The sequence below is a fragment of the Algoriphagus halophilus genome (assembly GCF_041729275.1).
Lineage (GTDB): Bacteria > Bacteroidota > Bacteroidia > Cytophagales > Cyclobacteriaceae > Algoriphagus > Algoriphagus halophilus_A.
Map to the genome: position 1 here is coordinate 1,387,726 of NZ_CP146486.1, position 26,165 is coordinate 1,413,890.

Sequence of the window (26,165 nt, forward strand, 5' to 3'; positions counted from 1 at the left end):
TAACTCATGAATTCTCTTATCAAAGCTATTGCGATTATAGGTTTGAGCTGTTGGTTTTCTCAAAGCATTGCCCAAGAGTCTGCCTTTTCAAAATATGAAGTAAAGGAGTTTTTATTTCAAGGCCATGAGGCAAAGGTTGTAATCCCCACAAAGGCAAATGAAGCTAGAAACTGGATTTGGAGAGCTCGATTCTGGGGTCATGAGCCACAATTGGACCAAGCCTTATTAGAAAAAGGATTTCATGTAGTGTATGTAGATGTATCCGGGTTATTCGGTAATCCAGAAGCCGTGCAACGGTGGAATGAGTTTTATGAATTCTGTAGAAAAGAATACCAACTGAACCAAAAAGTGGTTTTGGAAGGCATGAGCCGTGGTGGTCTGATCATTTATAATTGGGCCGCAGAAAATACTGATAAGGTGTATTCTATCTATGCAGATGCTCCGGTCTGCGACATCAAAAGTTGGCCGGGAGGATTATTCGCTGGTCAGGGTAGCGCCAGTGATTGGAGGAAATGTTTAGATGCCTATGGATTGGATGCTGCTTCGGTTCGTGATTTTAAAGGCATTCCCATCTACAAAAGTGTGGCAATTGCCAAAGCAAGGATTCCCGTCGTCCATGTTTATGGGGAATCCGACAAAGTGGTCCCCTTCATGGAAAACACCTATTTATTAGCAGAAGAATTTCGGAAGGCTGGTGGAGAGATCACCTTAATCCCAAAACCCGGGGTTGGCCATCACCCCCATAGCTTAAAAGATCCCAGTCCTTTAGTGGACTTTATCCTTAAAAGCATTGAAAAGTAAATTCAATCCATTTTTTTGAAGCTTCGAAAAGATTTTAACCCAATATGTCCTTTAAAAATCCCTGTTAAGCTTTTGCTTGGTTATCCTAGGTTTGACCTTTTCCCAAGCCCAAGAGGTAGTCCCTATTCCAACCCAGGCCCAGCTCAACTGGCAAAATGCAGAGATGGTAGCCGTCTTTCACTATGATCTCCATGTTTTTGATGGGAAAGTTTATAACCAGGCTTACAACCGAATTACTCCGATTCCAGATTTTAACATGTTCAATCCTGAAAAACTGGATACAGATCAATGGGTAAAAGCCGCAAAAGATGCAGGAGTAAAAATTGCTATTTTGACTGCTACCCATGAAACTGGCTTTGCTTTATTTCAAAGTGATTACAACCCGTATAGCATGAAGGCTTTGAAATTTCAAGATGGGAAGGGCGATTTACTCCGTGATTTCAAAGCTTCATGTGAAAAGTATGGGATCCAAGCAGGGGTTTACATTGGAATCAGATGGAATTCCTTCTATGGAATCCATGATTTTAAAGTGGAAGGCACAAGCGAATTTGCCAAAAATCGTCAGCAGCATTATAACACCATGGTCGAAGGTATGGTCAAAGAGATTTTTACCAATTATGGAGACTGGGCCATGGTTTGGTTTGATGGAGGTGCACATGGACCTGAACAAGGAGGTCCTGATGTATTATCCATATTTGAAAAATATCAACCTAATGGTCTGTTTTATCATAACCTTCAGCGGGCAGATATGCGTTGGGGAGGCAGTGAATCCGGAACTGTTCCTTACCCGAGTTGGGGGACCTTTGCTTATCCTGCAATAGGATCGGGGGAAAGTACTCGGGAAGAAATCAGTAAAAACAATTTTGAATTATTAAAAACCGGAGACCCCAACGGAACTTATTACATGCCTGCCATGAGTGATGCACCCTTGAGGGGAAATGGAGGACATGATTGGTTTTGGGAACCAGGAAGAGATCTCTTAGTTTACCCTTTGGAGAAACTTGTCAATATGTATTATAATTCGGTGGGTCATAATACCAGTCTAATATTGGGTTTGACTCCCAATGCAGAAGGCCTGATTCCTGACACAGATGCCAGACGATTAAAGGAATTCGGAGATGAAATCAAAAGAAGATTTAGCAATAAAATTGGATCTACTTCAGGTTCTGGGAATAAGTTTAGCATCAACTTACCTAGACGAACCCCAATCAATCAATTGGTATTAATGGAGGAAATCTCTAAGGGAGAACTTGTCCGTAAATTTATAGTGGAAGGTAAAACCAATGGGGGTTGGCAAACCATTTTTGAAGGTTCAGTCATAGGTCATAAGTTCATCCATCAATTTGATGAAATGGAAGTATCGGAGGTACGCTTGAAAATTTTGGAATCAAAAGGGGAAGTCCAAATCAAAGACTTTAGTGTATATTTATTTGATTAGAAACACATAAAGTATTGATATAGAATAAATCATTCAAATACTTTTTGGGAAGTATTTAACTTTTGGGTTCAAATTAAATTAGCCCATTGAAAACATATTGGTGGTTAAAAGGGATTTGATGTGCTGTTAGCATTTTCAAATATTCTCCATGAAAGTCAAACTTTGAATGATGATGTTTTTGATTTTCAATGTATTTAAAAACAGTTTTTATTTCTTTTTGGCTGTATGTAAAACATCCAAAACCAGATTGCCATTCAAACCTATCTTTGCAATATCCTGACTCGTTCACCCACTTAGAGGATTTGGCCTTCACTCCTTGCATTACTTTTGAAATATTAATTGAAGGTCTAAATCTGAAAAGTGTGTGTACATGATCCCTCATACCATTTATAATTAATAGATCACAACCATTTTCTTTAATCAAATTCCCAATTACAGCAAAAAGCTCTGATTCCCAATCTTCAGAAATTTGAGATTTTCGGTATTTTACAGCAAATACACATTGAGCATACATTTGTGAATAGGTATTTGGCATAACTAAAAAATTGAACTTTATAAATATAATTTAATTATTAGTTATTATTTAATTTTTGTAATGAAATCGTTCATCCTAATAGGATTTCTTCAGCAGAAAAGCTCCTATTCAAGCAGCTAAAGCAGCTTTCTGGAAAATTTAACCGTCCCAATGGGACTACTATTTGATAGCATAAGCAAGTAACAACTTAACAGTTTTTTTAAGTATGAATCTCACCATCTCAAGACAATTCCATATACAGAACAAAAAATCAAACTTTCAATTCATTCAATTTTTCTCCGCCAAATTACAGTCCTGTAAGGACGAATTAACTCATAACCAGACAATTAATTGTCTGGTCTACCGAGCAGAGATAAAAAATCCCTTAGGGATGACCGATGTATTAAGCTTAATCTAACTCTCTAAAAAAAGAAATTAACTATAAGCAAATCAATAGTTTTATTTCCATACCCAAAGGCTAAATATTTCCTACCTTAATTCCTGAAACCACTGGCTTAAAGCAATTGAAATTATGCTATTAAATTTCGTCGAAAAAAATTTAGTAATTAGGTCAAGAAAAGCCCAATATTTAGCGCATTGTCAACCTGACCATGCCTTAAAAAAAAACTGATGATGAAAAACCGAATTCTCTTATCCGTACTTATGCTCCTGTTTTCCCTTGTGCTGCATGCTCAAGAAAAAACAGCGATCATATGTGGTAAACTTATTACCGCTGAAGATGATAAAGTCTTCACCAATGCAGTAATCCTCATTGAGGAGGATAGAATTGTAGAAATCGGAAATAGAGCTATTATAAAGCCTGATTATAAAGTGATAGATCTTTCCGAATATACTGTGATGCCAGGATTGATAGACGCACATGTACACCCCTTAATTTATGGAGACGATTACCAAGTAAATCACTTAAAAGGATCCTCTGCTTTCAATGCACTCAGAGGATTAAAATCAGTCCAAAATTGGCTGAATGAGGGTTGGACTACTATAAGAATAGCAGGTGACGCTGACACACAATACGCCCATTTTGAAATCAGAGATGCCATAAACATTGGTTTATTTGATGGCCCAAGAATCTACGGAGCAGGACATTACTTATCAGTTACTGGAGGAGGAGGTGATATTAATTTTTCTCCCCGGACCAATCGATTATTGCTGATGGTTTGGTGGTAGATGGTAAAGATGAAATTCAAAAGGCTATTCGGGAGGAAATAAAATATGGAAGTGACTGGATTAAAATTTTGGTTACTGGGGCTTTTATGTCCGAAGGAGACAACCCACAAAATGTCCAGTTTAGTGATGAGGAAATAGTTGCAGCGATGGAAGAAGCCAAAAGAAGAGGTGTTCCGGTGATGGCTCATGCGCATGCTACGGAGGGCATTAATAAAGCGATCCAATTTGGGGCAAGATCCATAGAACATGGCACCTTTTTGAATGATGAAAGTATTGATTTGTTTTTGGAGTATGATGCATTTTTGATTCCTACTGTCAGTGTGGGAGAGTATGGATTGGAGACATGGAAGGAAAGTGAGGCTCAATCCAAAATGTATGAATTAACCTTGAAGCATCGAGAGGAGTCATGGAAGATGTATTCAAAAGCAATTGAACGAGGCGTAAAAGTGGGAATTGGTTCAGACAATGTTGGCTTCCCACCCTATTTTGCAGCCAAGGAATTCGAGTTACTGGTGAAATTGGGAATGTCTCCTATGCAGGCAATACTTGCAGGAACTAAAGTAAATGCGGAGTTACTAATGAAAGAAGGTGAAATTGGAAGTGTCAAGGTTGGGAAATTTGCAGACATCATTGCCACGAAGAATAATCCCTTAGACGATATTACTGAATTGTCCCGCGTAGAATTCGTCATGAAAGGAGGAAAAGTGATCAAATCAATCAATTAGTATCGAAGAAACTGAAAATGGATTTGATCTCATGATCAGTATCAATTCTCCGGCCCCAACTTGCCCTTGGCAGCATTTTTCAATTCTTCTGATGAATAGACCTTCCCCCTTTGATCACGGTATGAACGAAGCGGGTTCTCTTGATATCCTCGATTGGGTTTCCTTTGGTAATCATCAAATCTGCCCATTTCCCAGGACTGATGCTTCCTGCACGATCCTCAATTCCCAAGGCCTCTGCATTTTGTTGTGTTGCAAAATACAGTACATCAGCTGCAGGAATTCCTACTTCCACCATGGCTGCCATTTCGCGATGAATGAAAAACCCTCCTATTCCTCCTCCTAGGTAATTATCCAATAACAAAGGCCTGTCTGTACCAACTGTTATCAAGCCTCCAGCATCATAATATCGTTTTAAGACTCCTTGTTTTACCGGATATATCTTTGCACATAAGGCATTAAAGTCAGAAGGCTTGATCCCTTCTATCAGTTTTTTTGTAAAAGGGGTAAAATATTGGCTTTCATAAGCCCAATCAAAAAAGATAGGAGAATCCACCATCCCTATTGCCCCATAGGTTCCTAACGTAGCATCGAAATAAACCCCGTTTTGAATATACAATTGAATGATTTCCTCCAATTTTGGATCCATGGGGTCCAGTTCTTTCAAACTATTATATGCATTGGTAGTGTCAACCAATAAATCCCCTCCTAAAAATGCTCCACCCGATCAATCCCCATGTGAATTGCATCTTGAGGATTGACAGAATTTTTAAACCCAGAATCCAAATGACCGGTTACCGTCAATTTATTCTTATGAGCCTGGTCGATGAGAATGGCCAAATGCTCAGGAGTAATCCCTTTGGCTTTCAAACCATAGGCTCCTCTTTTTGCCCAGTAATCCACTCGATCACGGATAGCTCTTTCCGTAAAATCCGGGTTCCAATCAGGAGCTGCTGTTCCATAATAGGGTCCAGAATGAAGAATTCTAGGACCAGGTCTTTTGTTGGCCTCAATATCTTTCTGTAGATCCCACATTTTCTCTGGCTCTATTTCCCCTGCCGGAAATGTACTGGTAATGCCGTTGGCCAGAAAAATTTTAGGCATTGCTACTGTATCATCATAGGCTTGTTGATTGTAGCTGATTCGATAATGAGCATGTAAGTCGATTAGTCCTGGCAGAATGTAATCTTCATCGCTCAGAGACATCACCTCCCAATTCATCACATTTTCTGATCCAGTTCCAAAAAGTCCATTCACCAAATAGATCCCCTTATTCTTTTTAAAGGTTTTGGTAGACGTGTCAAAAACCCAGCCTCCATTGATGATCATATGTTGACAAAACACTTGGCTACTGCAAAAATCAATAGCACGAAGACCAGAACAAGTCTTTTATTCATAAGGTTGAAATAAATTGGGTGGATAATCAATTTCCAATATACTGATTTTCATGAGTCTCAGGTACGATAGACTTTATTCAATCCCTGTTTCATGAAATCAAAAAAAGGAGAACTATGCCTGACAACAGGTTTGTTCTCCTTGGAAAGATTATTGACTGGTCAGAATCAGGCTGCTTCTTCTAATTCAGCATTTCTCATCCAACTTAACGTAAAGGTCGCCACATGGCCCAGAATAAATACCAATAAACCAAATGTGGGAGAAAGTAGGGTGATTTTTAATCCACCTGCTACAATGGCTGGTTCTGCTCCTCCTGAAGCTTCCAAGGCATCGAAGGCGGAAATCAGTCCAAACAAACTATTCGCGAAGGAAATCACCAATGCGAGCAGCACAATTTGATTGATCAATTTCTTGTATTTCAAGAATTGCCCGGTCTCACTTTTTAGATGAGAGAAGGCCTTCCAAGTAAAAAATACAGCTAGAATTAAACAAACCAAGATCAAGGTCATCCCACTTAAGCCACCCTCTACAAACCGTTCAACAAACACATTTGAAAACGATAGATTTAATCCGAATACAGTTGCAATTAATTTCATTTCTTTTTCGATTTAGATGATGAAACAATTCTAAGCAGACAAATGGAAAGCTCTCAGAATTTTCGATCAATAACAAGAGTAGCAGACCAAACAACCATTTCAAAAAGGTTGATGACTAAAATAGGAGCTCTTAGGTTATTTACCGCATTAAATCCGTCAACCATCGTAAAATCTTTGCAATTACATTAATTTAAAGGATCTTGGTCCTCCCCATGAAGTATAAAGATCTGATTCGAATCCTTTCAAAAAAGCTGTTGACGCAATTGCTATTGTGTCTGGGAATCTTCCTTTTTTTACATTTTACTTTGGGATCACCATTTCCAATCTGGGCCCAGTAATGGCTTTCAGTGCTTTCTTGCTTCCGGTTACCTTAGGGATTGTCCATGTGTTCAGCTTTCACCTGATTCCTCATTACCTGTTCAAGCAACAATATCTCTGGTTTACTATCTACACCTTATATACAGTGATCATTTCCAGTTTTCTGATCACTACCTCCTCATTTTATGGGTTTCTTTTCATCAATTCCTTAGAGACATTCAACAGTGATTTCCTGCTGACAAAAAACCTATACCTCATCCTGATAGGAGTATACATGGTGGTCTTATTGACTTCCCTTTTTTCCGCTTATAGGGAAAGCTATAAAATGCAAATCCGGAATAAAGAACTCCAATTTGCCCTGGTCAATGGAGAACTCCAACTCAAGCAAGAGGAACTCTCCTATTTGAAGATGCAAATCCATCCTCACTTTTTATTCAACACCCTCAATTCAATATATGGCTCTGCCATCGCGAAAGATCAACAAACCCCCGAACTGATTCTAAAGCTTTCAAATTTATTGGATTACATCCTCTATCAAACCAAAAAGTCCTTGGTACCGCTACAAGATGAAATCGATCATCTCCAAGATTATTTGGCTTTGGAAAAGCTTCGCCATAAAGCCAAACTTAGAATCACCACCTCTTTACCGCAAAACCAAGATCATATTCAAATTGCTCCTATGATATTTTTGCCCCTGTTGGAAAACAGCTTTAAACATGGGAAAACCCAGCATATAGATGCCTTTGTGGATTTGAAAATCACAGTGAATGAGGGAAACGTGGGTTTTTACTTAAAGAACTCTTTTGAGCCAGAAAACCAAACCCAAGGGAAAAAGTCCACCGGAATCGGATTGAAAAACATCCAAAAGAGACTGGCTCTATTGTACCCAGATACCCATCAATTCTCTATAGAAAAAGGAACAGATTACTTCCTAGTAAAATTAAAAATTCAAACCCCACAAGAATGGATTGCCTGATCGTAGATGATGAACCCATCGCCCAAGATATTCTAAAAGAATACATCTCCAAGGTAGATTACCTGAATTTGGTGGGCTGCTGCTCCAGTGCGCACGAGGCATTTGACCAAATGAAGTCAAACCCAGTTCGATTGGTTTTTTTGGATATCAATATGCCAGGAATCGATGGAATATCATTTGCAAAGATCCTCCCTCCTGAAACCCATGTCATTTTCACAACTGCCTATAGAGAATATGCGATTGATGGATTTGATTTGGCTGCCACAGATTATTTGTTGAAGCCTATCCCTTTTGACCGCTTTTTAAAAGCACTTTCCAAAGTTCAGGATCAAAAAAAGGAGGTCATTCAAGAAGGGGAAAAGCAGGACTTTTTATTTGTGCGTCAGGACAGAAAGATGGAAAAAGTTGAATTCTCTGACATTTTGTACCTAGAAAGTTATTCAGACTATTTAAAAATCCATTTGAAAGACCGGGTATTGGTAGTCCGAGAAAGCATTTCCAATTTTGAATCAAAACTCCCAAAAAATCAATTTTTGAGATTTCATCGATCCTACATAGGAAACATTTCAGCCATTCATTCCTATACTCATGAATACTTGGAAATTGCCAATAAAGCATTGACGATCAGCCGTAGCTTCAAGGAAGAAGTCCTTAAAAAGCTCCAGCAATTTGAATAGAAACGGTTTCCTTAATTTTTTTAAAAAATATTTCCCAAAAAACCGAAAATCCAATTATTTAATTTTACTTTGTAATTCAAAGTACTTTTAAAATGACAAGACCTGAGCAAGAATTAGCCGACATTAAATCGATGATGGAGCGAAGTACCCGCTTCTTATCCCTTAGTGGAATCTCTGGAATCTTAGCCGGCACCTATGCATTGATTGCATCGGGCGTTGCCTATACCTGGATTTATTATCCGGGCCTTCCTTATGGTTTGGATCTATCCAAAACACAGCAAGAAGGGATCGTCAATCATCTTTTATGGACTGCCATTACGGTGTTGCTCTTGTCTATAGGTACTGCATGGGTCATGAGCCAGAACAAAAGCAAAAAGAAATCACAAAAATTCTGGACACCAGCAAGCAAACGATTCATTCAAGCATTGTTCGTTCCTGTGATCGCAGGGGGATTATTTTGTTTGGCCTTGATCGCGATGGATAATTTGGAAATGGTCGTACCCGCTACATTGACCTTTTATGGATTAGGCTTGCTCAATGCCTCCAATTTCACCTTGAATGACATCAAATACCTAGGGTATGGTCAATTGATACTTGGATTAGTTTCGGCTTTCTTTCCAGAATTTGGCTTGATCATTTGGGCTTTGGGCTTTGGAGTGTTGCACATTATTTATGGTGCAATGATGTATTACAAATACGACCGATAAGGTGAAGGGGAATTACGATAAAGCATTTGAAAACGTAGTCCGTTTGCGGGTCATGTCCATCTTGATGGTCAATGAGGATTACGACTTTAATTCCTTCAAAGAACTCTTGGAAGTGACGGATGGGAACTTGGCTTCCCACCTTAAAAACCTGGAGAAGCAAGAATATATTACTGTCAATAAATCATTCGTAGGAAGGAAGCCTTTCACTACATATTCGGCCACTTCGCAAGGCAAAAAAGCTTTTGAAGAGCATTTAGAATTCCTTGAAAATTTGATTAAAGAAAATAAAAGCTAAAAAAATTTATCCATCTACTTTGAAACACAAAGTACTTTCATAAAATCTAAAACAATGAAAACTGAAATCGATTTTCTAAAAGGCATACAAGCCAAATCCATGCTGGCAGCCGGAATCATTGGGGCATCCATCCCCCTTTCCTGGCTAGGATTCATCATTTTATTCAAAGAAGATGTCTTTGAAAAATGGATGTTAATCCCCTTGACTTTTATTCCGTTGGGAGGAATTTTTGGTGCACTCTTCTTTTACTTAATGGCCTTTGTCTGGTTTCCAAAAGGAACTCCCAAACTCATTGCGATCCTCTTTAGTACCCTACTTTATTTTAGTGCGATATGGCTAAGTGCTGTGTTCGCATTTAGCCTTACGGGAGATTGGAACTAAACATCACCACCTTATAAATCAAAAAGATATGATTGAATTCACTCCCAATAACGCTTTGGAAAAGTACTATATCCAAATCAAGCAAAATCGGTGGCATTGGCTTCTCCAGCTTTTTTGCCGGATTCTATTAGCATATGCCTTTATCGTAGCAGGAATGGTGAAAATTCTAGGCGAACGATTTGCCAGCGGTTTATCTGAGATTCACCCGATGGGGGCCTACCTGGAAGCTCTTCATCATACTGGCTACTATTATACATTTATTGGGTATGCTCAAGTAACTGCTGGAATTCTTTTACTCATCCCTAGCACAGTTTTAATGGGGGCATTATTATACCTACCTATCATTATTAATATTTGGATCTTATCCTATGCAGTGAGATTTATAGGTTCTTATATTACTTCACCACTGATGGTTCTAGCAAACCTTTACATCCTTGCATGGCACTATGACAAGCTAAGGTTTATCCTAGCATTTAATCGCTTCTCAAAAGGCGTAAGCTTTTCAAACCCAGAAAAATACAGTCTTAAGTTTCCATTTCTCTTTTTTGGTGGAGTTCTTTTAACAATGGTTTTCTTCGTCTTATTCACACGATTCGGTCATGAGGTTATGCCTCAAAACTCCCTGGAATCATGCAAAAAGCAATTTATGGGAACAGAAAATGAAACCGCTGGATTTGCTTTTTGCGAATGCATACATATAAAAGGAAGTCCATTAGACTCTTGCTTAGAAACATATGAAAATTCATAAAATTAATCCATTTATGACACTTATCTCCAACCCTGTAGCTAAAAACATCACACCATGGAACAAGAGATTTTAACCCTCCTAAATGACCCAGTTTCCTTAGAGAAACTTTATCGGTCCAACAAGTCACTATTCAAGGAGTCATTCCTCAAGCTCTCTCCAAAAATTGAAGAATGTTCCGCAACTGAATTTTGGAATGCCAGACTAAACTACGAAAGCAATGCTATTTCTTGGGGACAAAAAAATGAAATGCTTTACATAGCTATTGCGTGCCTAGTAGCAGGGCTGGTTGCCAAACTACCTGATATCATTTCAGTCTCGCCTGATTTCTTCTACCCAAGAAATCTAGGGTTTATCATCTTCCCCGTATTAACCGCCTATTTTGCATGGAAAAATCAACTTTCCAGACAAACCGTAGGTTTTTTAGCGGGAATATTCAGCATTTGCATTATTTATATTAATCTGCTTCCCAATAACCAGGAAAGCGACACGCTGATATTGGCATGTATCCATTTACCACTTCTGCTTTGGTTTTTACTTGGGTTCTCATTTATCGGAACCAAATCTAAACGTCTCCAATCACGATTGGAATTCTTTAAGTTCAATGGGGAGGGGATCGTATTATGTGCCGTACTAGGAATTGCCGGAGCCCTCTTGATGGGTATGACTTTTGGACTGTTTGAACTGATCGGTATCAACATAGAACCTGTTTTTGAAAAGTACTTAGTCGTTTTTGGGCTCCCTGCCCTTCCTGTCGTGGCCACTTTTCTCACCCAGTCCAATCCTCAATTGGTCAACAAAGTCACTCCTATCGTAGCTAAGCTGTTCAGTCCTGCCGTTTTGATCATGCTAGTGATTTACCTTTTGGCCATTGTTTACTCAGGAAGGGATCCTTACAATGACCGGGAGTTTTTGTTAATCTTCAACCTATTACTGATTGGAGTCATGGCGTTGATTTTCTTTTCCATTGCAGAAACATCCAACAATGAAAAAACCTCCTTCAACGTTTGGATACTATTTCTTCTTTCTTGTGTTACGATTTTGGTCAATGGAATCGCCCTGTCTGCAATTACGTTTAGAATCTCAGAATGGGGCTTTACTCCGAATAGATTGGCTGTCTTGGCTGCCAACTTGCTTATCTTAGTTCACCTGGTACTGGTCACTTACCAACTAAGCAAAGCCCTTCGCCAAAAAGTAATTCTTGAAGACATTGGAATAACCGTGGCTAAATACGTCCCTATTTACTTTATCTGGGCTTGTATCGTCGTATTTGTTTTCCCTTTGGTTTTTGGGTTTATGTAAGCTTTTTAGAGAATACCAACCAAAGCCTCACTCGCTCTTTTGAGGCAATTCTCATTACCTTTTCAAAAAATGCTTGTAATTTCCTGATACCTAAATCAGGATTTTATGAGCATTTTTACCATTATCACCATTCTCATTGTTTTATCGGCAGTATTTGCTTTTATCAACACCAAGTTTTTGAAATTACCCTTCACCATTGGTTTGATGATTATTGCCATTGCCTTTACGTTGGGCATTACGGCTTTGGGTAAAATCAATCATTTTTTTATTGACGAAGCAGAGTTGCTGATCCAGTCCATCGATTTTGAAACAGCATTATTAGACATCATGCTAAGCTTTCTATTATTTGCCGGGGCTCTACATACAAAACTCGATGCCTTGAAAACCTTGAAAGCTCCAATTGCTGCCTTTGCAACCATTGGAGTAGTCTTGTCTACTTTTCTGGTAGGCTCCATGATGTATGTTGTTTTTCAGGTATTTGGACATGAAATTTCCTATATCTATTGCCTATTGTTCGGTGCACTAATCTCCCCAACAGACCCTATAGCGGTGTTGGGAATCCTAAAAGATGCCAACGCTCCTAAAAAACTTGAGGTTAAAATCGTAGGAGAATCTCTGTTCAATGACGGGGTGGGTGTAGTCGTGTTTTTAGTGATCTTCAAAATTGCTCAGCAAGGGATTGAGGCTGTCTCAGCCAGCGAAGTCGGGCTACTCTTTCTGGAAGAAGTAGTGGGTGGAATTACCTTAGGGCTGGTCACAGGCTGGCTCACTTTCCAAGTGACGAAAGTTATAGACCACTATGAAACAGAGGTAATCATCACCCTGGCATTGGTGATGGGGCTGTCAGGTTTGGCTCATTTACTTCATGTATCAGGACCCTTGGCAGTGGTAGTGGCCGGGATCTTTATAGGGAATAAATCTCCAAAAATTGCCTGGTCAGAGACTACGCATAATTATGTAGACAAATTCTGGGAACTCATCGATGTACTACTAAACGCCATTTTATTCGTCTTGATAGGCTTAGAACTGCTAATCATTTCTGCCAAAGAGGAATATTTGATCTATGGGTTGGTCGCCATTCCAATTGCCTTAATTGCCCGGTTTCTATCCTTGGCCGGGCCTGTTTCCATCTTTGAAAAGAAATTAGATTTCATCCCCAAAACCAATTTACTGATGACATGGGGTGGAATCAGGGGTGGAATATCCATCGCTTTGGCACTCTCTTTGGAAACTCAAATGGAGCGTGAACTCTTTCTCACAGTCACCTACGTCATTGTGGTATTTTCCATTATAGGCCAGGGCCTAACGATAGGTCCATTGGTCAAAAAGTTCTAGCAAAGAATGAGACTTCCAATCCCCCACAAACCAAGTTTAGTCTAGCTGTGATTTTTGGCTTCTAGCTTCGAACCTTTATCTTTTGGTATCCAATTCTTAATTCCATGAAAAACTCCCTATCTGGCCCCTTGGTACTACTCTTTTTGATTTCAGCTTGCAATGCACCAACCAGGGAAATGCAGCTTACTGATTCATCGATTGAACATGCCTTTTCTTTGGACTACAAAAAGCCAGAATTTATTGATGACCAACGGGCCGAAAAAATCAAAACCCTAGCGGAAAAGCTTCAGGTAATCATGGATGAATATGCCAAGGAGAATCATATCCCTGGGATTGCTTATGGAATTGTGGTAGACGAGGAATTGGTTCTTTCCTCTGCAGTAGGATTTTTGGATCTGGAAAAGCAACTACCTGCCAGTACCAGCGCAGCATTTCGAATAGCTTCCATGACGAAAAGTTTTACTGCGATGGCCATTCTTAAACTTCGGGATGAAGGAAAACTTAACTTAAATGACCCGGTAGTCCAGTATATCCCAGAAATGGATCAAACTACCTATCTGACGCAGGATGCCCCTGAAATTGATATTGAGAATTTATTAACGATGACGGCAGGCTTCCCTGAAGACAATCCCTGGGGAGACCGCCAACTGGATGAACCCAACCAAATGTTATTGGACCTGATCAAAGAGGGGATTTCATTCTCTAATGTGCCTTCTTTCCAATATGAATACAGCAATACCGGTTATGCCATGCTAGGATATATTGTCTCTCAAGTTTCAGGAAAACCCTATCAACAATACATTCAGGAGGAAATCCTTGCCCCCTTGGGCATGACGCACACGTATTGGGAAATTGACGATGTTCCATCAGATCAGCTGGCTATAGGCTACCGATGGGAAGATGAGGAGTGGAAATTAGAACCCATGCTGCATGATGGAGCTTTTGGATCCATGGGGGGATTAATTACCTCCATAGAGGATTTTAGCAAGTATGTAAGTTTTCATCTTTCTGCCTGGCCTCCTCGTAATGAACATGGACGAGGACCGTTGAAAAGGAGTTCGCTTCGGGAAATGCAAACACCCCAATTCCCAAGGTTGAATTCAAATGCCAAAAACTATAAAGGAGAACCATGCGCCATCGTCTCAGGATATGGTTTCGGTCTGGGCATTTATCAAAATTGTGAGGATCAAAAATGGGTGTCACACGGAGGAGCCCTTCCGGGATTTGGAAGTAATTATGTTTTTTATCCAGAATACGGAATTGGCATCATGGCATTTTGTAACCTGACTTATACCACTCCTTGGCCTTTGCAAAAGATCCAGCAAATGCTATTTGATGAATTGGAATTAAGTCCCCGGGTATTACCTGTTTCATCCATCTTGGCGACAAGAAAAACTCAAGTTGCAGAAACGTTCCAGCAAGGCGAAGATGCCCTAAAGGCCGATATTTTTGCAGAAAACTTCTTTTTGGATGAAAGTAGAGAACATCGGGTAGGGGAAATCTCCAAAGCACTCGAAAAAGCGGGAAAAATCATTGAGGTCACGGAAATTGAACCTCAAAATCAATTAAGAGGCATTTTTAGACTCAAAGGCGAAAATGGAGATGTCGCCATCCTATTTACCCTTACTCCGGAGAAGGACCCTAAAGTACAGCAATTGCTGTTTGCGTTTTTAGAAAAAGAGGAGGATTAAACCCTTTATTTTTCAAATGTAATGGCATCCGGTTTTGCACCAAGCTCTTCCAGCATTCCGCTGATCGCTTTGACCATAGGATCTGGTCCGCAAACATAAAAGTGCTGAGTAAAATCCTGTACATGATTTTTCAGGAAATCGGCTCCAATTCGACCATGCTCATGACCTGAAACTGTTTCCTTTTCAAGTATAGAAATGAAATCACTTCCAAGGGTATCCTTGAAATAATCCTCCAATATTACATCATCTTTGGTTTTATTGGCAAAGAATAGGCGATTCCCAGCAAGACACCCCTTTTTCTTTAAGTCTTTGATAATGGCAATAAAAGGAGTAATTCCTGCACCTCCAGCGATAAACACACCTTTCCCTTTATATTGGATTGCTCCCCAAGAATCATTCAACACAAGTTCATCTCCTTTGACCAGACGGTCCAATTGGTTGGTGACTCCATCATGATCTGCATAAGATTTAATTACAAACTCCAACTGATCCTCATCAGGCAGTGAAGTAAAAGTAAATGGTCGTAACTCATCCTTCCATTCCTCTTTATTGATTGCCAGTTCAGTAGCCTGCCCAGGAATGAAGGTATATCCTTCTGGCTTCTCCACAGTATATTGTTTCACATCATGTGTCAAAGTTTGAATATCCAGTATTTTTACAATGGTTGACATAGTTAAATTAAAGTTGGTTGTACTTATACAAACGATTTAACTCAGTTTTGTTTGGCAAATCCCTCCTTTTCTTAAAATCCCCTATCATCCCAAAATTGATTCTTTTGCCTAAAAATTATTTGATTTGGCTATCTTGTCGCGATTAAAAACAACCCTTATGAAAAAACATTTCAATTTAACCTTATCCTTGGTTTTTCTTGTAGCCATAGGATTTACCTCTTGTAGTTCAAAAACCAGCACAGAAGATTCCACAGAAACCATGGAAGCGGTTGTCGCTGAACCTTCCAGCTTTGGTGGTTTAGCTCTTTACACGGTCCGTGATTCTATGGCAAGCAACCCAAAGGCCACTTTACAGGCTGTAGCTGACGCAGGATATGCCTACGTGGAAGCTGCAAACTATGCAGATGGTAAATTTTACGGAATGACTCCTTCTGAATTCAAATCCTATTTAGAATCTCTAGGAATGACCGCAAAAAGTGCGCACATGGGCATGGTCAACATGGAGAATGCTGACCAGTTGATCGCTGACGTGAAAGCCGCAGGAATCGAATATTTTGTAATCCCTGTCCCACCAATGGGCATGTTTACATTCAACCCAGAAACCAGATCCATGGGAATGAAAGGTACACCTGATGAACTAGTAAATATCATGAATACCTTGGGTGAGAAATGCCATCAAGCTGGAATCAAACTGCTTTACCATAATCATGATTTTGAGTTCAAGGCCATGGAAGATGGAACCATCATCGAAGACTTGCTTTTAGAAAAGTGCAACCCTGAATTTGTGAATTTCCAGATGGACCTTTTCTGGGTGACCAAAGCGGGAGTTGATCCTTTGACCTATTTTGAAAAATACCCTGGAAGATTTAAAGCTTGGCATGTAAAAGACATGAACCAAGAGGGAAACTTCGCTCCAGTAAATACGGGAAGTATAGATTTTGCCAGAATTTTGGCGGAAAAAGATCAGTCAGGAATGGAATTCTATCTTGTGGAACAAGATCAAACTTTCGGATTAGACCCAATGGAAGCCATTAAAATCAGTCATGATGGATTGAAGGAGATCGGGTTTAAATAATCTCTTCTACCTGAAATTAAAGCGGAACTTCTTTTCATGGAGGTTCCGCTTTTTATTTTCCAAAGACCAAAAAAAGACCAATCCGGATTCACTCAGATTGGTCTTGGTTTCAAATCATGAATTAACTTAGCAGGAGTGTTAAATTCCTGTGAATCGTATTTTTCCCTATGTAGGAATATCCGTTCGTGGTCCTTGCCGTAGCTACTAAGATAAAGCTGTAGGCACAGGATTGGGGCGGTCTCCAATTCCCGGATGCGGGAACCAGTTTGTTTGTAAACCCAGTCCAGTTCCCTTTAGACAAGGAATATCCCTCTGAATAAATGGACGTGGATAAGCCGGCACCATAGGTTGCATAGAAGCTGACTCCTCTCAAATTACCCTCAGGATCATTGGCCGTAATCCTGAAATTAAGCCCATCAGGAGCTGCACCTATGGATTCTATGGCACAAGCTGAAACTTCACTGCTGCCATGTTTGATACTTTCAATATTGGTGGCAGGGACATGGTTATCGATGTAAAGTCTTAACTCTTGTTGCGCAGCAACCGAGGTATAGCTGCTTCCTACATAAAATGTAACCCTGATTTTATACAATCCCGGTAATAAGGCGGTCGTCGGAAATTGAATCAATAAATCATCGATGGAGTAATCTATGGCCGGGTTGGGCAGTTGATAATAACCATAGGCAGTTGGAGCAAAAGATTGCAAAGCATAGGCACTTCCCGTCCATCGGTAGTTGGACCAATTACTGATCAATTTCGTGTAGGATCCTCCTGGCGGGTCTATTTCAACCTTATATTTCCGATTTCCCGCAGCGTATAATTGCTGCAGTTTGGTCCTATTTCCTATCAAATTCAGGGTTCCTCCAAACGCGGCATTTTCTACATGTACGTAATACCCAGGATCAGTGGTAGCCCTTCCCAAAGCATCAATTTTAGTAGTAGGAATAAGTCCAACACTACCCACTACAGGCCCCAAATCTGCAGAGGGGATCGTTGGTTTTCTGGATAAGATCAGCTGCCTGAGTTTGGTGAAATCCTTGTAAAATCCACCTGGAAAATCAGTAATAAACCCTGGATTGCTGGAGCGTACCCTAAAACCAAAATACGTGTAGGGAGTACTCAATGGCCAAGAAAGAGAAACATTGATTTCTTTCAACTCAATTTTGAATTTCCATATTCTATGGCTCACCTCCGAGTTGGGACTTGGAGCAAACTCTTGCACCACTTCAGACTTAGGTGGAACAGAAATCCCGGTCCATGAACCGGGCCCCAAGTACTTTTGGATTGCTAGTTTATTGGGTTGGTTTTGATACAAAGCGTAATTGACGTCTACGTTGCTGGTTATGGCCCGGTCTCGATTGTAATCAAAAGAAAGCCAGAAGTAATCGTTAGTACCAGGATCATTTCCGGTATCTTCCAATACGTCAATCGCTAAATACAGGAAATTGGCGTCATTTTTTGCCATGATGTATCCTCTTGAAAATTTTAAGGATCCAGCATTTTCCCATCCTCCTGAGTTGATGGGAGCTCCTAAATTGATCGGGCTGTTGGCCCAGGTGCTTTTCAACGGAAACGCAAAAAGCAAAGGGGTAGTGATGGAAAAGTTTCTAAGTTTTGCCATGGTTTTTAAGGGTTATAAAAATGTAATAAAAGTGTTTTTTTTGCGCTCTAGCCTAAAAATGAGCGCAGTTTGGCTACAATCCCTTTGCGGGAACCTATTTCATAATGAAATCAAACATTCAGCAAATAGCTGAATCTCAACTAATTATAAATTAATAATAATTGATCAAAAAAAATAATAATATCAAACAAAAAGGCTCCTGATAGAACTATCAGAAGCCTTAATAGAATTTTATAAAGTTTAAATTACTTTGCAGGCAATAATTGGGATTTGACCTCTCCAAAACCTACTCGAATCCCGTCCTTTTCTGCATACCCTTTCATGATGACAGTATCTCCATCTTCCAGGAATGTTCTTTCTTCTCCTGTATCCAATTTCAACGTTTTTTTGCCATTCCAGGACAGTTCCAACAAGGACCCGAAAGAATCCTCCGTAGTTCCGGATATTGTTCCAGATGCCATCAAATCTCCTACATTGATATTACAACCATTGACGGTGTGGTGAGCCAATTGCTGCGCTACATTCCAGTACATGGATTTGAAATTGGACTGACAAACCTTGGTGGCTTTTTTCCCTTCTGGCTGAATCAAAACCTCCAAATTAATATCAAAACTATGTGGAGAATCACACTTTAAATAAGGCAATACTTCGGGGTCTTGAACGGGATTATCCACTCTAAAATGTTCCAACGCCTCTAAGGTGACCACCCAAGGTGACATGGATGAGGCAAAGCTCTTTCCAAGAAACGGCCCTAAGGGCACATATTCCCAGGCCTGGATGTCACGGGCAGACCAATCATTGAATAAGGTAAATCCAAAAATATAATCTTCAGCATCTGCAGTGCTTACCGAATCCCCCAATCTCGTGGATTTCCCAGTGATAAATGCCAATTCCAGTTCAAAATCCATTTTTTTTGATGGAGCAAATCCTGGCGAATCCATGTCAGGAGATTTGAATTGACCTTTGGGACGGTGAATAGGTACCCCAGATGGAATGATACTCGATGCTCTACCATGATAGCCTACCGGCAAGTGTTTCCAATTGGGCAACAAGGCATTTTCAGGATCCCGGAAAATTTTACCAACATTGGTTGCATGCTCCATACTGCTGTAAAAATCTGTATAATCACCGATTTTGACGGGCAATAACATTTCTGCTTCCTTGCGGTTGACCATCACCTTCCCTCTTACCGAATGATCCCTTAGCTTTTCATTGTCCACTAAAAGTAAATCCTGAACCCGCTCTCTAATCTTTTTGGTTTGAACTTTACCAAGAGAAATCAAATCATTTAAAGCCTCATTAAGGAAAATTCCCTCCGGAAGAAACAAGTCCGAAAAAAAACCTTCTTGATCCAAAACGCTTAGGTCAACAATTTTGTCGCCTATGGCAATTCCAGTTCTAGGGCTCAATCTTTTGTTCTTGAACACCCCAAAAGGAAGGTTATAAATGGTAAAATCGGAATTTTTGGGGACTTCCACCCAGGTACTCAAGGTGTTACTCGTAATGTCGCTCATGATTAAAAATCTTTCAAGGGGCAAATTTAGGGTTTATATAGGAAATGAAAAGGAATTAAATTTTTGGCTTGATAATACAAAGCTACCCCATTCAAACATCCAACTGATATTCTTTGTTTTACATAAGCTGAAAAGAATTTTTATTCAAGCCAGCTTTTAGGAAAACCTAATCCAAAACGTATCTAGGAGCTCCATATATTTTAAATCCCAGTCCATGAAGGAATTCCAAAAAACCTACATCCGCCTTTGAAATGATTTCATAAGAAATAATTTTATTCTATATTTGAATCGTGCACGATTTAATCTTTGACGACTAATGAAAACGAACTTATTTCAGAAAATAATGCGCGTCATTCTTGGCGGTTTTATGACCTTGGCGGGAATTGGCCACCTCACCTTCCAACGCGATGAATTTCAAGCCCAGGTCCCAAGATGGTTACCTGACAGTCCTGAATTCATGGATTTTGTAGTGGTCTCTTCAGGAGTAGTAGAAATAGCCTTTGGTCTGGCTATGATATTTCTTTGGAAACATCAAATCAAAGTTGGAATTGCCTTGGCAATATTTTACGTATTGATATTCCCGGGCAATATTTCTCAGTACACCAATGAAATCAGCGCATTTGGTTTAGACACCGATCAAAAAAGATTGATCCGCCTGTTTTTTCAGCCTGTTTTGATTTTATGGGCATTATGGTCAACCGGAGCATTGAAATATTTAATCAACAGAACTAATAAATAGCATGAAATTGAAAACTGTATATGATTTTGAGGCGAATACACTTGCCGGAAAAAAGATCAGTCTTAAAGAATATCAAGGTAAATCACTCGTAATTGTCAATACCGCCAGTCAATGCGGTCTGACTCCCCAATATGAAGGTCTGGAGGAGCTCTATCAAAAATACAAAGATCAAGGCTTGGTTGTTTTAGGATTCCCATGTAACCAGTTCGGAAATCAAGAAAAAGGAAATTCAGAGCAGATTCAGGAATTTTGCCAGGTTAATTATGGCGTGAGTTTTCCGATGTTTGAAAAAATCGAAGTGAATGGTAATAACGCTCATCCCCTTTACAAATTTCTGAAATCTAAGCTATCCGGAGGTCTTTTAGGAAGTAAAATCAAATGGAATTTCACCAAATTTCTAATTGATCAAAATGGGCTTCCTATCAAGCGATATGCCCCTACTACAGTTCCCAAAAAGATGGAAAAAGACATTGAAAAAGTAATAAACCATGGCTAATCCAGCACCGGAGCTTTATTTAGAAAATCAGCTCTGCTTTCCTTTATATGCAGCGTCTCGTCTGACCACCAAAATTTATACCCCATTCTTAGAGGCGTTGGGTATAACCTATCCTCAATACCTGGTTATGCTCACCTTATGGCAATTTCAGGAACAAAGCGTCAAGTCCATTGGAGAACGTTTATTTCTAGAATCCAATACCCTGACCCCGCTTTTGAAGCGATTGGAACAGAAAGACCTTATCCAACGAATACGCTCCAAAACGGACGAACGTACCGTGATGGTTTCATTGACGCAAACAGGAATGAACCTGAAAGAACAAGCCCTGGAGGTACCCAAAAAGATTGTGGAATCATTTCATGACAGCACCATCTCCGAGGAAGAGATTCTTTCCTTTCAAAAAACCCTGTTCAAACTTTTGAATGTCTTAGACAAAAAGGTTTCTGAATAGTATCGTCATAGGAAAAGGATTTATTTGGAATCCCTTGAAAATGAAACTTTATCGAAGCTTCAAGCCTTTTTTAAGAAAGAAATAAAAAAACACCATGAGTAGAGGATTTGTAAAAGAAGAAGATCAGGAAGAAACTCCTTTAGTTCCTCCAAGAGTGGAGCTTCCAAATGGTGTTACCAATTATGTAACCGAAAATGGATTGGCTGAATTACTTTCCGAAAAGGAAGCTTTGTTGGAAGAAAAACCAAACTTCAGGCTACCACTGAACAGGAAAAACGGATCCTTTCCAATTTCATCAATGCTAAAATTCATTTGCTCGATGAACGAATCGCTACTGCAAAGCCGGTAAACCTACGTGAACAACCACAAGATGAAATTCGGTTTGGCGCCACCGTAACGCTCAAAGTGAACAATAGCCCTAAAAAGATGACTTATCAACTTGTAGGAGTAGATGAAGCAGATATTTCCAAAAACAAAATATCTTTTATCTCCCCTATTGCCAAGATTTTAACCGGTAAAAAAGTTGGGGATCAAGCAGTCTTAAAACTTGCAAAGGAAGTTCGATTTTTTGAAATCTTGGCTATCCACTATTCATCTAATTGAAAAAGAACTTTTCCATATTGTTTTTTGGAAGTATACTTCACCCCAAGATGAAAGGCTATTTTTTTCTCCGCCCTGTAATTGATCCACCAATCATGCCGCAAAAATTGGCTTTTTCCCTATATTTGCCCCTCAATTAACTGTCCTTATATGTCTATTGCCAGCAAATACGATCCAGCCTCTGCAGAAGCCAAGTGGTATGCTTACTGGATGGAGCACAAGCTTTTTCTTCGAAAGTAGATCCGAATAAAGAGCCTTACACCATCGTAATCCCTCCACCTAACGTCACAGGGGTATTGCACATGGGGCATATGTTGAATAATACCATTCAGGATGTTCTGATTCGTAGAGCCCGAATGCAAGGAAAAAATGCTTGCTGGGTTCCAGGGACTGACCATGCTTCTATTGCTACTGAAACCAAAGTAGTAAACATGCTCAAAGAACAGGGGATAGATAAAAAATCAATTACCCGTGAGGAATTCTTGAAGCATGCTTGGGAATGGAAAGAAAAATACGGAGGTATCATCCTGGAGCAATTGAAAAAGCTAGGAGCTTCCTGCGATTGGGACCGTACTGCCTTTACCATGGATGAAGGTTTGAGCGATGCAGTATTGACAGTTTTCGTAGACCTCCATAAAAAAGGTAAAATCTACCGTGGGATCCGTATGGTTAACTGGGATCCTCAAGGTAAAACTGCTTTGTCTGATGACGAAGTAATCACCAAAGAAATCCAATCCAAACTCTATTACATTAAGTACCAAATTGAAGGTACTGAAAATGAGTTTTTGACGATTGCTACCACTCGTCCTGAAACCATCATGGCCGATGTAGCCATCTGTGTGAATCCAAATGATACAAGATTTACTCATTTGAAAGGGAAGAAGGCTATTGTTCCTTTGATCAATCGAGCTATTCCTATTATTGAAGATGAGTACGTAGATATGGAATTTGGAACTGGATGCCTAAAAGTAACTCCAGCACACGACATCAATGACTATGAGCTAGGACTCAAGCACAAACTGGAAGTTATCGATATTCTGAATGACGATGGTACTCTCAATGAAAAAGCCCAAATTCTAGTAGGTGAAGATCGATTCAACGCCAGAAAGATGATTGGCAAACTTTTGAAGGAAGTTGATCAGCTGGAAAAGATCGAAGATTATAAATCCAATGTAGGTCATTCTGAAAGGACAGATGCGGTCATTGAGCCAAAGCTATCTATGCAATGGTTCTTGAAAATGGATGAAATCACTAAACCGGCACTGAGCTCCGTCATGGATGATGTCATCAAGCTATATCCTCCAAAATTCAAAAACATGTATCGTTCTTGGATGGAGAATGTTCGTGATTGGTGTATTTCCCGCCAACTTTGGTGGGGACATAGAATCCCTGCATTTTTCCTTCCTAATGGAGAATATGTCGTAGCAAAAACGGCTGAAGAAGCCTTACAGATTGCCAATGAGCAATATGGAGAGAATTACAGCCTAGAGGATCTTAAGCAGGAAGATGATGTTTTGGATACCTGGTTTAGCTCCTGGTTATGGCCTATCTCTGTTTTTGATACGGAAGTTTTTAAAACGGGACAACCCAATGAAGACCTAAAATACTACTATCCTACCAATGACTTGGTCACTGCTCCGGAAATCCTATTTTTCTGGGTAGCAAGAATGATCATTGCAGGATATGAGTACATGGGAGAAAAGCCATTTAAAAACGTTTACCTCACAGGAATTGTACGGGATAAATTGGGGCGAAAAATGTCCAAATCTCTGGGTAACTCACCAGACCCATTGGAATTGATTGCCCAAAATGGTGCCGATGGGGTGAGAACAGGTATGTTATTCTCTTCTCCTGCAGGTAATGACCTTCCATACGATGACAAATTGGTGGAGCAAGGAAGAAACTTTGCCAATAAAATATGGAATGCTTTCAGATTGGTGAAAGGTTGGGAAATCGACCCTAATTTAGATGGATCGGCCAATCGATCTAGCATCCAATGGTTTGAAAACCGCTTCAACCAAGCCTTGGTCGAAATCAATGAGCATTTTGAGAAATTCAGAATTTCAGATGCCTTGATGACTACCTATAAGTTGGTATGGGGAGATTTCTGCTCTTGGTATCTTGAAATGATCAAACCGGAATACCAACATCCAATTGATCAGGAAACCTATGACAAGACTATTTCCTTGTTCGAAGATATCCTGAAGATTCTTCATCCATTTATGCCATTTATTTCCGAAGAACTTTGGCATCAAATCAAGAATAGAACAGTGGAAGAATCATTGATTCTTGCTTCATGGCCAGAAGAAAAAACGTTTGATCTGGAGATTATCCAGGAGGCAAATCAAATTTTTGAGGTCGTTTCACAAGTGAGAAATCTCCGAGCTTCCAAGGGTATGTCCCCAAAAGAGGCCTTGGAATTGACAATTAATACCAAAAATCAAGGTGTTTATCAACGATTTGAATCTGTATTGAATAAACTGGCCAACTTGGCTTCATTAAGCTTTGCCGAGAAAGTGGATAATGCCATCAGCTTTGTTGTAAAATCAGATGAGTGCTTCGTGCCGATGGGAGACTCCATCAATGTAGAAGAGGAGAAAGCGAACATCCAAAAAGAGCTTGACTACACGAAAGGATTCCTGAATTCTGTCATGAAAAAGCTAAGCAATGAGCGATTTGTATCTGGAGCTCCTGCGAAAGTGATCGAAATGGAACGTAAAAAACAGGCTGATGCAGAAGCTAAAATCAAGGCCTTGGAAGACAGCTTAGCCAAATTAGGCTAAATCAAAAATGGCCTCATTATAAAACAATCAATCAAAACCCGAAGTGAAGACTTTGGGTTTTGACTTTTTAGTGAAAGATCAGAAAATCCACAGCTGATCTTTCACCTGCACCTTTTAGGAAAAATTCAAATAGTTTTTACTCAGCCATTTTTCCTCTAAACTGATTTTACACCAACCATTTTCCTCCTCAGAAATAAACACTTCTTCTGATTCCATTAGGTTATCTACCACGGAAAAATTGGTTCCTGGCCCACTTCTGACCCGTAATACATTGGTATTTACAGTTGCTCTTTTTACTTCAATTGTATATTGACCATACACCCAATGGGATTGACTATTGGAGATTTTCAACCACCCATTGGATTCATCATAAATCCGAAGAATAGATCCTAACTGAGCCGCACCTCTATCAGATGCCTTTGGGGCTGAACCTGAGGGTGCCTCTCGAACATTCAATAAGTTTGCAGTCACCACCACATATTTCTGGATTGCTGCGGGAGGCGCAGGGGCCGGTCTTCTCTGAAGGTTTTGGGATACTAAAGGCAAGAAATTCCTAGTGAAATCATCTACCTTATTTCCTCCAAAAAAATTGGTCCCAGGACATGACTTATTATTTCCTGTCCCATTATTCCTCTTTCCAGTATTCAAATCAAACCAATGGTGATAGGTAATGCTGAAACTATTCAATGGCAGTCGAAACTTGTCACAGAGCGCGACAGTCATTCCCACTACCGTTTCTCTTTGCTCGGGAGTCATCTCATCTCCTCCCTTATCAAAATTCCCAAAATGCTCCATGCAAATAGAATCCCGATTTGCTCCATAGATGCAAGCGGGGGTTAATTCAAGTGATCTTCCTGTCACAATGGATCCATCCGGAAAACTGGTAAAATGCTGCCCTATGTCCTGCCAGCCATTGTTTCGGACATGATAGTTTTTCATTGCCGATTGGCGTTCGAAATGATTCGACCCATTGAAATGAATATAGCTAGGACTCCAGGTATGATGTTGCTGTACTGTTAAAATAGTCCTTGCAATCCGCTGCTCTTGAATCCAAGAAACGAACTCTGGCAAACTCATTTTTAAAAATCCATATTTTGATTCCATGAATCTTCTGGTTAAATGTTAAAAATTTGA

27 protein-coding genes and 1 pseudogene are annotated in these 26,165 nt (G+C 39.8%); 20 read left to right on the top strand and 8 right to left on the bottom strand.

Going from position 1 to position 26,165, the window contains the following annotated elements:
* Positions 1–6: 6 nt before the first annotated feature.
* Together V8V91_RS07460 and V8V91_RS07465 are read left to right on the top strand one after the other, a co-directional pair.
* Entirely contained in the window at positions 7–801 is a 795-nt protein-coding gene (locus V8V91_RS07460; protein WP_373399533.1) for an alpha/beta hydrolase family protein, read from the top strand.
* A gap of 76 nt (positions 802–877) precedes the next feature.
* A complete protein-coding gene (locus V8V91_RS07465; protein ID WP_373399534.1) occupies positions 878–2,239 on the top strand; it encodes an alpha-L-fucosidase in 1,362 nt (453 codons plus the stop codon).
* Between the two features lie 73 nt (positions 2,240–2,312).
* Here the strand turns inward: V8V91_RS07465 and tnpA are convergent, their stop codons facing one another.
* Positions 2,313–2,774: an IS200/IS605 family transposase gene (gene tnpA, locus V8V91_RS07470; RefSeq protein WP_373399535.1), complete on the bottom strand. Its 462-nt coding sequence runs from the start codon at positions 2,772–2,774 to the stop codon at positions 2,313–2,315.
* Between the two features lie 609 nt (positions 2,775–3,383).
* On the opposite strand from tnpA, the gene V8V91_RS07475 reads away from it, so the two are divergent.
* Both V8V91_RS07475 and V8V91_RS07480 read left to right on the top strand, forming a co-directional pair.
* Positions 3,384–3,941, top strand: coding sequence for a hypothetical protein (locus tag V8V91_RS07475; protein WP_373399536.1), 558 nt, complete (start codon positions 3,384–3,386; stop codon positions 3,939–3,941).
* Positions 3,935–4,666: an amidohydrolase family protein gene (locus V8V91_RS07480; RefSeq protein ID WP_373399537.1), complete on the top strand. Its 732-nt coding sequence runs from the start codon at positions 3,935–3,937 to the stop codon at positions 4,664–4,666. Before V8V91_RS07475 ends, V8V91_RS07480 begins: the two co-directional genes overlap by 7 nt.
* A 79-nt stretch (positions 4,667–4,745) precedes the next feature.
* Here the strand turns inward: V8V91_RS07480 and V8V91_RS07485 are convergent, their stop codons facing one another.
* The 3 genes from V8V91_RS07485 to V8V91_RS07495 form a co-directional block, all read right to left on the bottom strand.
* Positions 4,746–5,330 carry an amidohydrolase family protein gene (locus tag V8V91_RS07485; protein WP_373399538.1) on the bottom strand — a complete coding sequence of 195 codons (585 nt, stop codon included), beginning with the start codon at positions 5,328–5,330 and terminating at the stop codon, positions 4,746–4,748.
* Between the two features lie 41 nt (positions 5,331–5,371).
* Complete coding sequence (locus V8V91_RS07490; protein WP_373399539.1) at positions 5,372–6,007, bottom strand: amidohydrolase family protein; 636 nt, start codon at positions 6,005–6,007, stop codon at positions 5,372–5,374.
* A gap of 218 nt (positions 6,008–6,225) precedes the next feature.
* A complete protein-coding gene (locus V8V91_RS07495) occupies positions 6,226–6,654 on the bottom strand; it encodes a hypothetical protein (protein ID WP_074224964.1) in 429 nt (142 codons plus the stop codon).
* A gap of 337 nt (positions 6,655–6,991) precedes the next feature.
* On the opposite strand from V8V91_RS07495, the gene V8V91_RS07500 reads away from it, so the two are divergent.
* The 9 genes from V8V91_RS07500 (at position 6,992) to V8V91_RS07540 (ending at position 15,081) form a co-directional block, all read left to right on the top strand.
* Positions 6,992–7,948 (top strand): sensor histidine kinase, encoded by a 957-nt coding sequence (locus tag V8V91_RS07500; protein WP_373399540.1) that lies wholly within the window; start codon positions 6,992–6,994, stop codon positions 7,946–7,948.
* A complete protein-coding gene (locus V8V91_RS07505; RefSeq protein WP_373399541.1) occupies positions 7,936–8,625 on the top strand; it encodes a LytR/AlgR family response regulator transcription factor in 690 nt (229 codons plus the stop codon). Before V8V91_RS07500 ends, V8V91_RS07505 begins: the two co-directional genes overlap by 13 nt.
* A gap of 92 nt (positions 8,626–8,717) precedes the next feature.
* Positions 8,718–9,332 (top strand): hypothetical protein, encoded by a 615-nt coding sequence (locus V8V91_RS07510; protein ID WP_373399542.1) that lies wholly within the window; start codon positions 8,718–8,720, stop codon positions 9,330–9,332.
* Position 9,333: 1 nt separating this feature from the next.
* Positions 9,334–9,627: a winged helix-turn-helix domain-containing protein gene (locus V8V91_RS07515; protein ID WP_373399543.1), complete on the top strand. Its 294-nt coding sequence runs from the start codon at positions 9,334–9,336 to the stop codon at positions 9,625–9,627.
* Positions 9,628–9,681: 54 nt separating this feature from the next.
* Positions 9,682–10,008 (top strand): hypothetical protein, encoded by a 327-nt coding sequence (locus V8V91_RS07520; RefSeq protein WP_373399544.1) that lies wholly within the window; start codon positions 9,682–9,684, stop codon positions 10,006–10,008.
* Between the two features lie 28 nt (positions 10,009–10,036).
* On the top strand, positions 10,037–10,756 hold the full coding sequence (locus V8V91_RS07525) for a DoxX family protein (RefSeq protein ID WP_373399545.1): 720 nt from the start codon (positions 10,037–10,039) through the stop codon (positions 10,754–10,756).
* A gap of 54 nt (positions 10,757–10,810) precedes the next feature.
* Positions 10,811–12,055, top strand: coding sequence for a hypothetical protein (locus V8V91_RS07530; protein WP_373399546.1), 1,245 nt, complete (start codon positions 10,811–10,813; stop codon positions 12,053–12,055).
* A gap of 105 nt (positions 12,056–12,160) precedes the next feature.
* Complete coding sequence (locus V8V91_RS07535; RefSeq protein ID WP_373399547.1) at positions 12,161–13,390, top strand: cation:proton antiporter; 1,230 nt, start codon at positions 12,161–12,163, stop codon at positions 13,388–13,390.
* Between the two features lie 104 nt (positions 13,391–13,494).
* On the top strand, positions 13,495–15,081 hold the full coding sequence (locus V8V91_RS07540) for a serine hydrolase domain-containing protein (protein ID WP_373399548.1): 1,587 nt from the start codon (positions 13,495–13,497) through the stop codon (positions 15,079–15,081).
* Positions 15,082–15,086: 5 nt separating this feature from the next.
* On the opposite strand, the gene V8V91_RS07545 is transcribed toward V8V91_RS07540, so the two are convergent.
* Positions 15,087–15,752, bottom strand: a complete 666-nt coding sequence (locus V8V91_RS07545; RefSeq protein WP_373399549.1) for an FAD-binding oxidoreductase — start codon at positions 15,750–15,752, stop codon at positions 15,087–15,089.
* A 157-nt stretch (positions 15,753–15,909) separates the two neighbouring features.
* On the opposite strand from V8V91_RS07545, the gene V8V91_RS07550 reads away from it, so the two are divergent.
* On the top strand, positions 15,910–16,827 hold the full coding sequence (locus tag V8V91_RS07550) for a sugar phosphate isomerase/epimerase family protein (protein ID WP_373399550.1): 918 nt from the start codon (positions 15,910–15,912) through the stop codon (positions 16,825–16,827).
* 121 nt (positions 16,828–16,948) lie between these two features.
* On the opposite strand, the gene V8V91_RS07555 is transcribed toward V8V91_RS07550, so the two are convergent.
* Both V8V91_RS07555 and fahA read right to left on the bottom strand, forming a co-directional pair.
* Complete coding sequence (locus tag V8V91_RS07555) at positions 16,949–18,448, bottom strand: hypothetical protein (RefSeq protein ID WP_373399551.1); 1,500 nt, start codon at positions 18,446–18,448, stop codon at positions 16,949–16,951.
* Between the two features lie 245 nt (positions 18,449–18,693).
* Entirely contained in the window at positions 18,694–19,962 is a 1,269-nt protein-coding gene (gene fahA / locus V8V91_RS07560) for a fumarylacetoacetase (protein WP_373399552.1), read from the bottom strand.
* Positions 19,963–20,278: 316 nt separating this feature from the next.
* Between fahA and V8V91_RS07565 the strand changes: the two genes are divergently transcribed.
* The 6 genes and pseudogenes from V8V91_RS07565 (at position 20,279) to V8V91_RS07590 (ending at position 25,031) form a co-directional block, all read left to right on the top strand.
* Positions 20,279–20,701: a hypothetical protein gene (locus V8V91_RS07565; RefSeq protein WP_373399553.1), complete on the top strand. Its 423-nt coding sequence runs from the start codon at positions 20,279–20,281 to the stop codon at positions 20,699–20,701.
* Position 20,702: 1 nt separating this feature from the next.
* On the top strand, positions 20,703–21,197 hold the full coding sequence (locus V8V91_RS07570) for a glutathione peroxidase (RefSeq protein ID WP_373399554.1): 495 nt from the start codon (positions 20,703–20,705) through the stop codon (positions 21,195–21,197).
* The gene (locus V8V91_RS07575) at positions 21,190–21,648 is read left to right on the top strand and encodes a MarR family winged helix-turn-helix transcriptional regulator (protein WP_373399555.1); all 459 of its coding nucleotides are present in this window, start codon (positions 21,190–21,192) and stop codon (positions 21,646–21,648) included. Before V8V91_RS07570 ends, V8V91_RS07575 begins: the two co-directional genes overlap by 8 nt.
* Before the next feature lie 94 nt (positions 21,649–21,742).
* Positions 21,743–21,997 (top strand): hypothetical protein, encoded by a 255-nt coding sequence (locus tag V8V91_RS07580; protein WP_373399556.1) that lies wholly within the window; start codon positions 21,743–21,745, stop codon positions 21,995–21,997.
* A complete protein-coding gene (locus tag V8V91_RS07585) occupies positions 21,961–22,251 on the top strand; it encodes a GreA/GreB family elongation factor (RefSeq protein WP_373399557.1) in 291 nt (96 codons plus the stop codon). Before V8V91_RS07580 ends, V8V91_RS07585 begins: the two co-directional genes overlap by 37 nt.
* Positions 22,252–22,398: 147 nt before the next feature.
* Positions 22,399–25,031: pseudogene (locus tag V8V91_RS07590) on the top strand (valine--tRNA ligase).
* Between the two features lie 114 nt (positions 25,032–25,145).
* Here the strand turns inward: V8V91_RS07590 and V8V91_RS07595 are convergent.
* A complete protein-coding gene (locus V8V91_RS07595) occupies positions 25,146–26,135 on the bottom strand; it encodes an SH3 domain-containing protein (protein WP_373399558.1) in 990 nt (329 codons plus the stop codon).
* Positions 26,136–26,165: the final 30 nt, after the last annotated feature.

Coding starts and splice junctions, on each gene's coding strand:
- V8V91_RS07460 (WP_373399533.1), top strand. CDS start 7: ATGAATTCTCTTATCAAAGCTATTGCGATTATAGGTTTGAGCTGTTGG.
- tnpA (WP_373399535.1), bottom strand. CDS start 2,774: ATGCCAAATACCTATTCACAAATGTATGCTCAATGTGTATTTGCTGTA.
- V8V91_RS07475 (WP_373399536.1), top strand. CDS start 3,384: ATGATGAAAAACCGAATTCTCTTATCCGTACTTATGCTCCTGTTTTCC.
- V8V91_RS07495 (WP_074224964.1), bottom strand. CDS start 6,654: ATGAAATTAATTGCAACTGTATTCGGATTAAATCTATCGTTTTCAAAT.
- V8V91_RS07500 (WP_373399540.1), top strand. CDS start 6,992: ATGGCTTTCAGTGCTTTCTTGCTTCCGGTTACCTTAGGGATTGTCCAT.
- V8V91_RS07505 (WP_373399541.1), top strand. CDS start 7,936: ATGGATTGCCTGATCGTAGATGATGAACCCATCGCCCAAGATATTCTA.
- V8V91_RS07510 (WP_373399542.1), top strand. CDS start 8,718: ATGACAAGACCTGAGCAAGAATTAGCCGACATTAAATCGATGATGGAG.
- V8V91_RS07520 (WP_373399544.1), top strand. CDS start 9,682: ATGAAAACTGAAATCGATTTTCTAAAAGGCATACAAGCCAAATCCATG.
- V8V91_RS07525 (WP_373399545.1), top strand. CDS start 10,037: ATGATTGAATTCACTCCCAATAACGCTTTGGAAAAGTACTATATCCAA.
- V8V91_RS07530 (WP_373399546.1), top strand. CDS start 10,811: ATGGAACAAGAGATTTTAACCCTCCTAAATGACCCAGTTTCCTTAGAG.
- V8V91_RS07535 (WP_373399547.1), top strand. CDS start 12,161: ATGAGCATTTTTACCATTATCACCATTCTCATTGTTTTATCGGCAGTA.
- V8V91_RS07540 (WP_373399548.1), top strand. CDS start 13,495: ATGAAAAACTCCCTATCTGGCCCCTTGGTACTACTCTTTTTGATTTCA.
- V8V91_RS07545 (WP_373399549.1), bottom strand. CDS start 15,752: ATGTCAACCATTGTAAAAATACTGGATATTCAAACTTTGACACATGAT.
- V8V91_RS07550 (WP_373399550.1), top strand. CDS start 15,910: ATGAAAAAACATTTCAATTTAACCTTATCCTTGGTTTTTCTTGTAGCC.
- V8V91_RS07555 (WP_373399551.1), bottom strand. CDS start 18,448: ATGGCAAAACTTAGAAACTTTTCCATCACTACCCCTTTGCTTTTTGCG.
- fahA (WP_373399552.1), bottom strand. CDS start 19,962: ATGAGCGACATTACGAGTAACACCTTGAGTACCTGGGTGGAAGTCCCC.
- V8V91_RS07565 (WP_373399553.1), top strand. CDS start 20,279: ATGAAAACGAACTTATTTCAGAAAATAATGCGCGTCATTCTTGGCGGT.
- V8V91_RS07570 (WP_373399554.1), top strand. CDS start 20,703: ATGAAATTGAAAACTGTATATGATTTTGAGGCGAATACACTTGCCGGA.
- V8V91_RS07575 (WP_373399555.1), top strand. CDS start 21,190: ATGGCTAATCCAGCACCGGAGCTTTATTTAGAAAATCAGCTCTGCTTT.
- V8V91_RS07580 (WP_373399556.1), top strand. CDS start 21,743: ATGAGTAGAGGATTTGTAAAAGAAGAAGATCAGGAAGAAACTCCTTTA.
- V8V91_RS07595 (WP_373399558.1), bottom strand. CDS start 26,135: ATGGAATCAAAATATGGATTTTTAAAAATGAGTTTGCCAGAGTTCGTT.